Raw genomic sequence first — 12,692 nt, forward strand, 5'->3', positions numbered from 1 at the left:
GTAATCCTAACATTTTTATTTATATTATGTCCGCTTTCCAGTTGTATTTAGTTTAACCAGCTACTTGATTGCTATGGAGCCCTATCGTAAATATTTCAGTTCGGACCAGCTCGCCTATTTAGAGGAGTCACAGCCCAACTTCGGCGTGAACATCTTAAATGTAGGCCATAACATCCATCCTGGAAAATTAAAATATCCGGATCCCCACCATCCCAATTTATACTGTTTTGACTGGTCGAAGGGACGTATATTGGAGGAATACCAGCTGATCTATATCGCAAAGGGCAGCGGCACATTCGAGAGCGAACAGGTCGGCAGTGTTGTCGTACATCCGGGCACCGTGCTACTCCTCTTTCCCAATATATGGCACCGGTACAAACCGCATGACGATGAAGGCTGGGAAGAATACTGGGTTGGGTTTAATGGCAGTTACGCCAGCTACCTGATGCAGCAGGATTGTTTCGATCCTCATGCTCCCCTGATCCATATGGGTTTTAATTCGGAGTTCATCAATGTATTCATCAGGCTCATCGACACGCTTAAGTTTGAGGGTGTGGCCTTTGCGCAATTATCGTCCAGCCTGACCACTCAGCTACTTGGACTGGTCTATGCTTCTGCCCTTCAAAAGGAGAAAGTAATGGACAGAAAAGAGCAGGTGATCAATAACATCAGGTATAAAATACATGAGAACCTGTCCAATTGTGCCACCCTGGAAGAACTGGCATCGCAGCACAATGTAAGTTATGCCTGGTTTAGGAAGACTTTCAAGGAAGTTGTAGGTGTCTCTCCAGGCCAATATCAGCTCAACCTTAAGCTGGAAAAGGCTGCCCGCATGATCCGCGAAACACAAATGTCCATTTCCGAGATTGCCTTCGTCAATGGTTTTGTGTCTGAGCACCATTTCTCCAAGATTTTCAAGAAGAAGATGGGAGTTTCGCCATCAGCGTACAAACATCAGAATCAAAGCAGTCAGAACAATAGCCAAAAGATATAAGAATAAACGACACGTCCTGGTACGCTGTTATTAAGGGTAGCGTGGTGTATACTGTTACTAGTCATTCGTCTTCTTCCCTTTTATAGTAGTAAAAAATTTTAAGGCCCTGTTTTTTTCGGGCACGAAATTCGATCCCTTATCTATACTCACCGCTGTTCCTGAAGTTACATTTTTGAGATCATCTTTATACAAAATTCCATAATTACCAACACTGGATTCTGTTTTTATTACAAACGCATATCTCTGTCCCGCGACAACATTAATATTCGGGTTTATTTCCAGATTCACCGGCGACCAGCTGATGTTATCGGCAGCAATTTCATAAATACTCAACGCATCGCCGACAGGTTTCAACGCTGCGTCAGCCTTGTAAAGTTCAATGTTTAAGGCCGCATCAGGATAATGATTTTTGAAGGCCGTAACGGAGATGCCATTTAATATGCCTGTCCGTTTCACCACAAAACCCTGACTGCGCTGTAGTGAATCCGTAATATCTTCTTTCCATTTAAAATCTTTGATACCCGAAGTATAATCCAGGTCTTTGATGGCTTCCTGTTTTCCTGCTGATCCTCTGGCAAGAGCAAGCTCAAAATCATTCTGACAAACCATTGGCTGTATGGAACCATCTTCTCCAAAGACAAGCGGTGCCCAATAATAGTTAGCCAGCGACTCATTCTTAGCAGCATTGTTCCAGAGATCACTACCATAAAGAAAGATTGTACCTGAGCTCAGCGCTATTGGCGATACAAATGAAGGCTGTCCTCCGCAGGAATTATTGCTGATGTGGATACCCTCCGACCAAGGCCCTAAGGGAGATTTTGCCATACGGTAAGAGGTGCCCGTACCAGAACAATATCCACAGTTTGGATCAGAGTAAGTCAGGTAATAAATGCCTTTACGGAGAAAAAGAGAAGGGGCCTCTGTGCTTCCCGGAGTGATGGACTTCACACATTCTCCTGTACCTGTCAGGTAATCATCACTCAGCTTCTCAATGACAATCGTTCCCTTAGTGCGCCAATCTGTAAATGCCAGATATCCGGTACCATCCTGATCCACAAAAGTATCATGGTCGCCATTATTCAGTCCAGCCGCTGGAGCGTCTGAATTCACGGCAAGTTTAGGCTCTGCAACTTCTACAAAGGGCCCTAACGGACTTTTACTGGTAAACACCCTGAATCCAGAAACATTATCATATACATTGATCCACAACACATATAAACCCGTTTTCTTATTAAAAACTACGTGCGGACGAAAACACCCGTAAGTGTTGCCATTACATCTCGATTGCCACACCGGGGTTTTTGCATCAAACAAAAACCCTTTATCTGTCCAATGCACCATGTCTGTGGAGCTGTAAACTTTAAAACCACAAAAGGGCGCATCCTTTTTCCCCCATTGAAACCCACAACCGTAGCTCGTTCCATATAAGTAGTAAACACCGTCAAATACCGCAATTTCCCCATCATGTGCGTCAATTGCTTCACCTAAAGTGCTAAATCTGGTTACCTGCTCTCCTGTAGCATTGAAGTTCGTCAGCCTGGAAGTATACCCAGTTTTTGTTTTGCCCTTTGCCACCGTCTTTTTCGACTGACTATAGGCTGTAGATGCACATACCTGGATGAATAGGCTACTCAGCAATAAAAAAAAGATGTTGGAAAGTTTTCTTTTGATGATCATGATGAAATCAGAATTATGGTTTGTCAGGTTAAAAACCAAATTTACCGGAATACGCATTTCAGGAACTGCATATTATGATAGAAGATTTATCTTTTTTGAGAGGAAAAAAGAAGACTGCCTGATGAAACTTTAGCTGATGTGTGGAACACATAGGAGAAAAAAGTGGGGAGAGAAGGATTCGAACCTTCGAAGTCTTGCGACAACAGAGTTACAGTCTGTCCCATTTGGCCACTCTGGTATCTCCCCATCTTCAATATTTTAAGCTTTGTTCAGACGCTGTCCGAAAAATGACGAAAATAAATCCGTCTGCTTGCGGGCAAACATAATAAAAAGTATTCCTGTAACATAACATTAAAAACTAACTGACTACTTTTCAACAAGATTAAATTTTAAAAGCCCAAAATTACACTAACAATGCACCATTATCATCCTTGAAGTACTTTAACTTAATAGTGCTCAATGTAAGGTTCAACATGGATCAGCGCATCCTTGACTTTCAGCCCCGAAGCAATCAGCTCATCTTTCACCTGGTGTGCAATGCGGTGTGCTTCGAACACAATGGTATTAGGATCAACCTCTATGTGCATATCCACATAATATTCAAGTCCCATTTTCCGTACATAACATTTCTCCACACGCTTCACTTCTTCATGTAAGGAGGCAACGTTACAAATCGCATCTATCAGTTCATCGGATGGCGCGCTGTCCATGATCTCCGAAAAGGCGGGTTTGATAATCTGAAACGCATTATAGACGATAAAAAGACAGGCAAATAAAGCAGCCCAGTCGTCAGCTCCCTCGTAACCTTTACCCAATAACAAGGCGATGGAGATTCCTATTAACGCTGCAACAGAAGTAATTGCATCACTGCGGTGGTGATAAGCATCTGCCTTTACGGCATTGCTATTGAGCCGTTTTCCTACTTTCATCACATGGCGAAAAAGCAGTTCCTTAACTAATACGACAGCAAGCAGCACAAAAAGGGTAAATTTCCCCGGAAGCGCATGCGGTGTATTGATATAACCGATCGCATGATAGGCAATCCATCCTGCAGCGCCCAGCAGGAACAGGCCGATGACCACTGCCGCTACCGGCTCGGCCTTTCCATGACCATAAGGGTGCCCTTTGTCGGGAGGGCGTTGGGCGTATAGCAGTGCAAGCCAAAGCAGGCCTGAACTGATCACATCCGCACCAGATTCAGTTGCATCAGCAATCAGGGCGTAAGAATGGCCGAGATATCCGGATATGCCTTTTACAAAAATCAAAGCAATGCTGATGAGAATACCCAGCTGGGTAGTACGTATCGCCTGCGTTGCCGCCGGCATTTGAGATAATTTCATTGATGTATTTTTTTAACATGATCCCTGAACAGATCGGAAAAACCAAAACTCAGTGGAACATCACTTGCCTTGTATCAACAGTAGTGACATTGCATTTTTTAAAATAAACTAACAGCAGATGAGTTGTGGAGGCCGGTCTATCGTACCGCAATACGGCGATGGAGTAAACTCATTAGAATACCGACATATGAAATCAGGGCTGGGGGCAGCTTTTAGTGTATGGTCCGTGACTTCCTGATTGGTAAATAAAAGCGTATGAAGATGCGGATTGATCTTTTTGAAAGGCAGTTTCATGTCCTGCTGCTGATCATGATCCTGGATGTCATTACCCAGGTAATGCATATCTATAAATCTCAAAAAAGTAACCGCAGGATCCTGCTTCTGGTGTGTCAGGTAGTGACTAATAAGGAATGGAAATTTGGCCAGTTCTCCAAATACAGAATTGCTTCCCAAAACGATCAGGATTAATAAATACAGGCCAATTATTCTCACTGGGCAAAGTTAACAATTTATACGATTTGGAAGATGAGCTCACAACAGCCTATCCTGTCAAATACCGTAAATAAGCAGGAGATATTCACTAACTTTATATATCACAAAAACTTAGCCTGCAGTTTATGAAAGTTTATCGGCTTTTCATCCCATCCCTTTTCATTACACTAACTATATTCTCTTTTGTAAACCGACCAACTCCCATTACTGCTTCAGCAAATGGATACCAGATTGATACTGTAGCAGAGAACCTAAGGGTGCCATGGCAGCTGGTTTTTCTTCCGGACAAAAGCATTTTGTTTACAGAAAGAGAAGGCCGCGTCCGGATCATCAGAAACAACAAATTGGTGGCCAAGCCTATATTTAACCTCAATGACGTCGTATTGAGAAATAAATCTGGTGCACTGGGCCTTTGTCTGCATCCTGACTTCAGGAAAAACAAGCTCATCTACCTGGCCAGCAACTATATGCTGAACGATCGCATGAAGCTGAGGATAGTCAGATATCAAATGGAAAACGACACCTTATTTGATCCACTGATCATATTGAAAGACATCCCTGCAAATCAAAATCATACAGGCTGCAGGCTGGCATTTGGTCCCGACAAAAAGCTCTATATCACCACAGGAGATGCAGATCAGCCAACGCTGGCACAAGACCTTAAAGCTTACAATGGCAAAGTCCTACGGGTAAGTGATGATGGTACGTCACCCTCCGACAATCCTTTTATCACCAACGACACTGCGCATAAGGAAATCTGGTCTTACGGCCATAGAAATCCGCAAGGTTTGTCATTTCAGGCAGGCACAGGCCTGCTCTACGAATCAGAGCATGGTCCTACTGGCGGTGATGAAATCAACCTGATAAAAAAAGGAGCAAATTATGGCTGGCCTGAAGTACACCACGACGAGCGCAGAATAGGTATGGAATCACCACTTTTTCAATATACCCCATCTATCGGCCCGGGTGAAGCGATGTTCTACAATGGAGATCAATTTCCCCAGCTAAAAGGGAAACTGCTGGTTGCCTGCCTGAGAGGGGAGTCCATTCTGTGCCTGACCCTCACCAACAATAAAATCACCGATCAATCCGTGTTTTTCAAAAATCAATATGGACGGATACGTTCAGTTGTCACAGGACCAGACGGCTACATTTATTTTTCCACTTCCATGCACGACCCTGGCGAAGGACATCCCCGGGATGAACACGATGACATGATCTTGAGGATGCGTCCTTCTGCAACATCAAAACTGCAGCTCAACATGAGTACTGAAACAGTTAAGGTACCAGCAGCTACTCAGAAGCGTACTGAGCAAAAGGTAGCCAGCAGTAGTAAGCCACAATCAGGCAGCAGAACGACGAATACAAAAACGGCCGCAGGTATTTTTCAGCAACTTTGCGCCTCCTGTCATGGCGACAAACTTCAGGGTACGGCTACAGCGAAAGGGTTTAGGAAGGGGAAGTTCCTTCATGGTTCAGATAAGAAATCCATCATTTCCAATATCACCAATGGTATAGTAGAAAAGGGAATGCCTTCCTGGAATGGCGCGATCAGCAACCAAGACATCAGTAAACTTGTAGATTATATCCTTGCAAATTCATTAAAATAGGACGTAGCCCGCCTACATGGTTGGATGTTGCGTATTCCAACGAGCAATTATCCTTATATGTATTCCTGTCATAAATTATATGATAACTGTCGTACAGATTTAATTCGATCATTTAAACATCTGCTGGAGCGTGTTTAATCTCGCTTTTACCGGTGGAATATTTTTCCCTAAGGCTGAAGATCTATAAGAAGATTGATAGCTACGCTTTCGAAATTATATTTAACAATACCTACAATAAATGCAACAACTTTAATTTATAAAATAACTATATTTGTAAAAATATTAAAAAGCATAAACAAACTCTCACTTTTTACTAAAGCACTACTTTTGTGTTTTATTTGTGTCGCACTTTGTTCTTGTAAAAAACAAGCGGAGGAAACTTTTACTGCAGGTAAAATCAGCGCGAAGATGGATGCCCCTTCATCCAGACTTATGTCTGGTGAACAGGTTTTTCTAGTGCCAAATGTTCGGCAGGAATCAAATAATTACAAAGAAAGCAGTCATACATTTGTGACGCCAACCGGTTGGATCATGACGGGAAGAAGACATAGTGGCGACGAAAATGGCAGTACAATTTATGAATATGCGGACTTAAAGGCAGTGGATAGCCAAGGGCAACCTTTGGGTGGTATAATTACTGTGGAAGACGGGAGATGGGAAGGTTATGTGAAAGAATCTAATAGCGTTTTTGTAGCTCCTTCAGATAGAGTGGTCTTGGGAAGGGAGCATTATGGTGATGAAAATAAAAATACCAGATACTTTACAGGTGTAGTAAAATACAATGGCGTTGCTACGGCTATTATAAACTATGTTAATTCGATTACTACTAAAGAATCTAATGGAACATGGTTTAGGTCTGGAAGTGACCAAGTTGTTGTTGGCCGAACCCATACGGGCGATGAAAATGGTAATACATTTTATAAGTATGCTACAATTGTATTTAACACTACAGTTAGGCCCCCAAGTAGGTTTAAGGTCGTAGTCAGGCTACATCCAACAGAGCCTAATTATCCAATGAATCCCATTGATTTCATTACTGCTTCCAGGTTTAGAGAGCACGTTGAAGGTGGTTCAGATAAAGGATTTAATAAGAATTTGAATCGATTTGAAACAACGAATTCCCATAATCCAGAATTTTACAATATTCCTGTCAATATTATCAATAGCTATGTAGGCCCATTTCCAAATTCACTGAATTTAAGGCCCCATGATGAGCATGCCTATCGTCCCGGACAAGTATTCCTAGAGCCTGATGACAATTTAGTTGGCGATATATCTCCAAATGGTCGTGTTCCTGTTTTTCAATATACTGTAGGTTCACAAATACAGTATTGGATGTTTTATGGGTACAATTTTTCAGAAATTTTGTTAGGGGCATTGAGCTTTTCTCATCAAGGTGACTGGGAAAATGTCATATTGAACATCAAGGATAATAAAATTGAAAGCGCAATTTTAAGTCAACATGATAGCGGCGGAGCTTTCATTCAGAAAGAAAATTTAATAATTACAGAATCTGACGGAGTACAAACCCTATATATTTATAGTGCGAGAGGCTCGCACGCTCTGTACGAAAAAGCTGGTGATTTCCATACAGCGAATACGGATCACGCAAGAGATAATGGATACCAATGGGTAATTACAGATAATGTTCAAGACCTATCGACTCAACCTTGGAAAGATTATTCAGGTGCATGGGGCGAAGTTGGCGAAAATACACATACAACTGGCCCCTTGGGCCCATGGTATAAAAGATTAGGTTTTCAATATTTTTAGTATTTAGCGTACGTTGATATTCAATTATTAGCGATACCCTTTCTATATAGCCCTTATCCTACTACCGGATAGGGGCTTTTTAAAATACGATCCCGCTAATTACTAGATTAAAACCATAATTGCGTTGATTATGGTTGCATATTGTACTAACAGTGTACTAACAATAAAATGTCCAAAAGCTGTTGCCTCTGCATTTTAAAAATCCCACTAGACAAAAAAACCTCCCAGAATTAACTGGAAGGCTTCATTTCGGTGGAGAATAGCGGAGTCGAACCGCTGACCTCTTGCCTGCCAGGCAAGCGCTCTAGCCAGCTGAGCTAATCCCCCGTTTTGGCTATAGGGTGGCAAAAATAGCAATTAGTTTGTGTAATGCAAATTAATATTAAAATAACGGCCGGTCATACTTGCAGCACGGCTAGGTCAAGCGTTGTCCACGGTTTAAGATTAACAGGGGGTCCACCCGGGATCAACCTGGCCTTGACCCGGTAAAACCATGGTAAAACCAGGGTAAAACACCAATCTTTAGCCCTGTAGACCCCGGGTAGACCCCGCGTCATTCCCGGGTGGACCCCCTGTTAATTTTAAACTGTGTCCGAAGCTTCTATGGATCATCACTGGCTCAATCTTTGTTCATTGCCTGTCTCAAATTTTCAAATAAGTAACAACATCAAGATTCATGACAAAAGCAGCTTTAGTAACCTCGAAATCCAGCATTATCATTTTATCAGTCATCACACTTCTACTATCCGCCTGTTTCGGGGAATCACCTCAGCGCTTCTTTGACATATCCATACTCAACACCAACATGATAACAGATTTCGCTACGCCAAGGCTATCGAAGTCAATTGACGATCAGACCAAAGAATATCCGGATATTCCTTCCAGCAAAAAGAAAGGAAATGAGGCCGTAGAGTTCGTCACTAACAAGGTGCTGTATTTAGAACAGTCGCTGGAGAAAATAAAAAAACTTTCGACCAACGGAGAGGACACAAAAGAAATCAAAGCACTTTCCACACAATTGTACGAGCTGGTCATACCAGTCTATAAAAACGAATACATGGCTTATGCTAAACTGTGCGATAGTAAAGGCAGTCAGCAGGAAAAAGAAACAATGGCAGCAGCAATAGATGCCAAATATGCCGCCTCTTTTGAACAGAAATACAATGCCCTGCTGGAAAAAGGAAAGCGTTATGCAGAAGAAAACAACCTACCTGTAGATTGGGGTAAATAATCGAATAATAATCCCAGGCAGACAAATCCCCTAAAAAGGCTAACGGATAAGAGTTGACAGTTCCGTTCTGCAATGCAATCGCTATTCTTGTAAAAGATTAAGACCACTACAGGAATTGGGATCACCATTTAAGTGATAACGAAGATATTGAGCACAAATCCTCTTAAGAACAAAAAAATGAGGGTTAGATGTTCCAATAGATAGGGCAATCCTCAAGAAAGAAAGAAAGAAAACATCATCTAAACATAAACGACCGCTATGAAAAACTGCTCCGTAAAAAAAGAGAACTTCCCGACAAGGACTGCCGGCGTCCCCTTGCTGATCCTTGCCATTCTTTTGATTTCCGCTTCCTGCAAAAAAGGATTAACAGAGCAGCAGAAAGTATTCCTGGACTATGCCAAGCTTGAAGACACCTACCATTTCACAGGATACTACAGAAACGCAGACTTTTACAGTACCACTACAGAGGCACCGGCATATAGCGACAGTGCGTTTAACATCAATACTTTCAAAAACAACTTAAAAAACACATTTAAGCTGATCGCTGAAGGCTCCAATTATGAACCTTATTTTGAAGGCGACGAGCTACAGTACCCTCATGAATATAAGTTCCAGCCACAGAAAGACGGCTCCGTACAGGTAACCCTATCGGTATTCGTACCGGATACTTTCTATAAATTTTCATTAGGCAGAAATGAAATCGGTAAAACCATTGAAAAAGACAGTGCAGAAGTCACGCTGCTGGATATGACAAACGATGGGGCCACACTTCTTGTTAAGAACAATGGGATCAGACGCAGTTACGATTACACCTATGACGGAGTGGATAAAAAGGACTACAGTGAAAATAAAAACGAACCGGAAAGTACGGCTATTGGTTATGGAAATTACCTCTTTTCCAGCGAAACCCTGGAAAGTCCAAACACGCAACACGTTAGGGCTGACAGTAACCTGATCACTTCAAAAGCTTCGCGACTGAGCATCAGTGCGACTGATGAAACCGGGGAAACATTGCTGAGTGACGGCCGAATCAATGATTTCAGACATTACCTGTGGTACAGGAATCATGACATGCCTTATCCTGAACTGGCCTCACAATACAGAGACATGATGTACCGCTACAAGGAGGAGGATATGGATTCCCTACATAAATTTAATCCCATCGACATCGTTAACATCAAAACAAGTGGCAAAATTGAAAAAGTAGAATTCTTTCTCAGATCTGCTAAAGGCCATATTGAAACCATCGACCTTGGTCATAAGGTTCCTGAAGCAAGGCAAGAACGCAAAGGCCCGAAAATGATCAAAGTGCAGTTTTTACCGATCCAGAATCTCACAAAGGAAGATGCCGGTAAAATATTAAAAGTTGGATTTGCAGCATTGACCTCAGTTGGCAATGAGAACCAGCAGTTCCAGATCTACGCCTCTCTGCCAAAAACATACAACAGCATGGAAACGAAGATGTACTTTAATGACCTCATGATTTTCAATGCCAAGGACTCCGTTAACGTCGAAAATACCGAAAGCTCAAACAGTTTCTTTGAGTTTGGCTGGTCAGACAATGCGCCGAATAATGTAAAGGCCATACACTTCAAAACGCCGCTCAATCAACCGACAAAAATCACAGGTAAAATTGAATTAAAAGTACCTCATTACACAGACAGGGAGTTTAAAGTGGGCAACCTGCCCAAAAGCATCACCACTTCTGCTGATGGTTTGACATTTACATTCGTCAGAGGCGCCGAAGAGTTTAACAATGTCGCTGAAATTTATGCATTTAAGGCCTCAGACAAAAAGAATTCCATTGCGCTCAGCTATCCGGAAAACGAAACAGATTCTGCGAAACAACTGAACATTAAATTCAAAGAGAAACCAGCCTCTATCATTATCAGGTATATTGAAAAGAAAGGATTGGAAACGGAAATAGCATTTGAATTCGAGATCCCGCAAAAGACCAAATAACTACAGCCGGAATCGAAAGAAATTACCAAAATGATCTCATCAGAGGTTTGAAAACCTAGGCCGCTTTTCAAACCTTTGATAATGCTCCTTGTTATAGTCCTACATCAAAAGATCAATTTATGAGACATTTCGACGCGATAGTCATCGGGGCCGGACAGGCGGGTACGCCATTGGCGAAAAAGCTTGCTGAAGGAGGAAAAAAAACACTGATCATCGAAAAGAGAATTGTTGGAGGTACCTGTATCAACGACGGCTGTACGCCCACAAAAGCAATGATTGCCTCCGCCCGTGCAGCGCATCAGGCCAGGTCAGCAGCAGCGCTTGGCGTAGAAGTTTCTGACGTTAAAGTAAACCTGCCGAAGATCAAACAGCGGAAAGATAAAATCGTAAAATCCTTCAGAGGTTCCAGTGAGAAAGGAATAGAAGAGACCAAGGGCCTTGAACTCATTTATGGAGAAGCCGTTTTTACCGAGGAGAAAACGTTAACCATTCAATTGAATAAAGGAGGAGAAGAAACCGTAAGCGCTGATTGGATCTTCATCAATACCGGTGCAAAGACAGTTATCCCGGAGATCGACGGACTGGACGGAATAGATTACCTCAGCTCCACCAGCATCATGGAGCTGGAAGAAGTTCCTGAGCACCTGGTCATCCTTGGCGGCAATTACATCGGATTGGAATTTGGCCAGATGTTCAGCCGCTTTGGCAGCAAGGTGACCATCCTTGAAAAGTCATCCCGGTTGCTCAGCAAAGAAGATGAAGACATTGCTGAGGAGGTCACCAAATTCCTGCAGGACGAGAAAATTGACATCCTCAATGATGTCACAACAGATCAGTTTGAACTTGATGACAAAGGAAACATCATCACCAGCATCTCCATCAAGGGCAAAAAGCTACAGATCAGCTCCAGTCACCTGCTCGTCGCAGTAGGACGAAGCCCGCAGACCGACCAGCTGGGACTGCAAAAGGCAGGTATCAAAACGGACGACAAGGGGCACATCCTGGTCGACGATAAACTGGAAACCAATATCTCCGGCGTGTATGCTCTTGGTGATGTCAAAGGAGGCCCAGCATTCACCCACGTTTCCTATAACGACTACACCATTGTTTACCGTAACCTGCTTGAAGGTGCAAACTACACAACCGCCGACCGGCCCATCCCCTATTGTATGTTTACCGATCCGCAGCTGGGGCGCATAGGTTTATCAGAAAGAGAAGCTAAAGAAAAAGGTCTTAACTTCAAGGTCGCCACATTGCCAATGGCCAATGTAGCCAGGGGCATTGAAACGGGCGAAACAAAAGGCTTGATGAAGGCTATTGTAGATGCCGACAGCAAAAAAATTCTCGGTGCTGCTATATTGGGTACCGAAGGTGGTGAGGTCATGTCTGTGCTGCAGATGGCTATGATTGGAGGGATCACCTATGACAGGATCAGGTATTGCATATTTGCCCACCCCACCTTCTCTGAATCATTGAACAATCTCTTTATGACTATTGAAGAGTAACAATGATATTTGCTTACCTTGTATCACGGGTTCCACTGACTTAAAAAAACAAAAACCATCAAAGGAAAGTCAAAGAAACACATCAATGACACCCCAGGAACATACATT

9 protein-coding genes and 2 tRNA genes are annotated in these 12,692 nt (G+C 42.7%); 6 read left to right on the top strand and 5 right to left on the bottom strand.

What is annotated here, in order from left to right; translation table 11 throughout:
- The first annotated feature begins 73 nt into the window (after positions 1–73).
- A complete protein-coding gene (locus tag PBAL39_RS14390; RefSeq protein WP_008242704.1) occupies positions 74–994 on the top strand; it encodes an AraC family transcriptional regulator in 921 nt (306 codons plus the stop codon).
- A gap of 57 nt (positions 995–1,051) precedes the next feature.
- Here PBAL39_RS14390 and PBAL39_RS14395 read toward each other — a convergent pair whose 3' ends face one another.
- The 4 genes from PBAL39_RS14395 to PBAL39_RS25395 form a co-directional block, all read right to left on the bottom strand.
- On the bottom strand, positions 1,052–2,671 hold the full coding sequence (locus PBAL39_RS14395; protein ID WP_008242705.1) for a family 43 glycosylhydrolase: 1,620 nt from the start codon (positions 2,669–2,671) through the stop codon (positions 1,052–1,054).
- A gap of 163 nt (positions 2,672–2,834) precedes the next feature.
- A tRNA-Tyr gene (locus PBAL39_RS14400) sits at positions 2,835–2,917 on the bottom strand.
- Between the two features lie 200 nt (positions 2,918–3,117).
- A complete protein-coding gene (locus PBAL39_RS14405) occupies positions 3,118–4,011 on the bottom strand; it encodes a cation diffusion facilitator family transporter (protein ID WP_039866671.1) in 894 nt (297 codons plus the stop codon).
- A 108-nt stretch (positions 4,012–4,119) separates the two neighbouring features.
- Positions 4,120–4,464, bottom strand: coding sequence for a hypothetical protein (locus PBAL39_RS25395; RefSeq protein ID WP_157274035.1), 345 nt, complete (start codon positions 4,462–4,464; stop codon positions 4,120–4,122).
- A gap of 164 nt (positions 4,465–4,628) precedes the next feature.
- Between PBAL39_RS25395 and PBAL39_RS14415 the strand changes: the two genes are divergently transcribed.
- Complete coding sequence (locus tag PBAL39_RS14415) at positions 4,629–6,113, top strand: PQQ-dependent sugar dehydrogenase (RefSeq protein ID WP_008242721.1); 1,485 nt, start codon at positions 4,629–4,631, stop codon at positions 6,111–6,113.
- A 192-nt stretch (positions 6,114–6,305) separates the two neighbouring features.
- Positions 6,306–7,886, top strand: a complete 1,581-nt coding sequence (locus tag PBAL39_RS24735; protein WP_008242723.1) for a Vps62-related protein — start codon at positions 6,306–6,308, stop codon at positions 7,884–7,886.
- Positions 7,887–8,139: 253 nt separating this feature from the next.
- Here PBAL39_RS24735 and PBAL39_RS14425 read toward each other — a convergent pair.
- Positions 8,140–8,213, bottom strand: a tRNA-Ala gene (locus PBAL39_RS14425).
- Positions 8,214–8,562: 349 nt separating this feature from the next.
- Here PBAL39_RS14425 and PBAL39_RS14430 point away from each other — a divergent pair.
- The 3 genes from PBAL39_RS14430 (at position 8,563) to PBAL39_RS14440 (ending at position 12,584) form a co-directional block, all read left to right on the top strand.
- Entirely contained in the window at positions 8,563–9,117 is a 555-nt protein-coding gene (locus PBAL39_RS14430; RefSeq protein ID WP_008242724.1) for a hypothetical protein, read from the top strand.
- Positions 9,118–9,375: 258 nt separating this feature from the next.
- Positions 9,376–11,079, top strand: a complete 1,704-nt coding sequence (locus tag PBAL39_RS14435; protein WP_008242726.1) for a hypothetical protein — start codon at positions 9,376–9,378, stop codon at positions 11,077–11,079.
- A 119-nt stretch (positions 11,080–11,198) separates the two neighbouring features.
- Positions 11,199–12,584, top strand: coding sequence for a mercuric reductase (locus tag PBAL39_RS14440; protein ID WP_008242728.1), 1,386 nt, complete (start codon positions 11,199–11,201; stop codon positions 12,582–12,584).
- Positions 12,585–12,692: the final 108 nt, after the last annotated feature.

Source organism: Pedobacter sp. BAL39 (assembly GCF_000170795.1).
GTDB lineage: Bacteria > Bacteroidota > Bacteroidia > Sphingobacteriales > Sphingobacteriaceae > Pedobacter.

Bases quoted from the DNA above. Each gene is read 5' to 3' on its own strand.
- PBAL39_RS14440 (WP_008242728.1), top strand. From the start codon at position 11,199: ATGAGACATTTCGACGCGATAGTCATCGGGGCCGGACAGGCGGGTACG.
- PBAL39_RS14430 (WP_008242724.1), top strand. From the start codon at position 8,563: ATGACAAAAGCAGCTTTAGTAACCTCGAAATCCAGCATTATCATTTTA.
- PBAL39_RS14395 (WP_008242705.1), bottom strand. From the start codon at position 2,671: ATGATCATCAAAAGAAAACTTTCCAACATCTTTTTTTTATTGCTGAGT.
- PBAL39_RS14405 (WP_039866671.1), bottom strand. From the start codon at position 4,011: ATGAAATTATCTCAAATGCCGGCGGCAACGCAGGCGATACGTACTACC.
- PBAL39_RS14390 (WP_008242704.1), top strand. From the start codon at position 74: ATGGAGCCCTATCGTAAATATTTCAGTTCGGACCAGCTCGCCTATTTA.
- PBAL39_RS14415 (WP_008242721.1), top strand. From the start codon at position 4,629: ATGAAAGTTTATCGGCTTTTCATCCCATCCCTTTTCATTACACTAACT.
- PBAL39_RS14435 (WP_008242726.1), top strand. From the start codon at position 9,376: ATGAAAAACTGCTCCGTAAAAAAAGAGAACTTCCCGACAAGGACTGCC.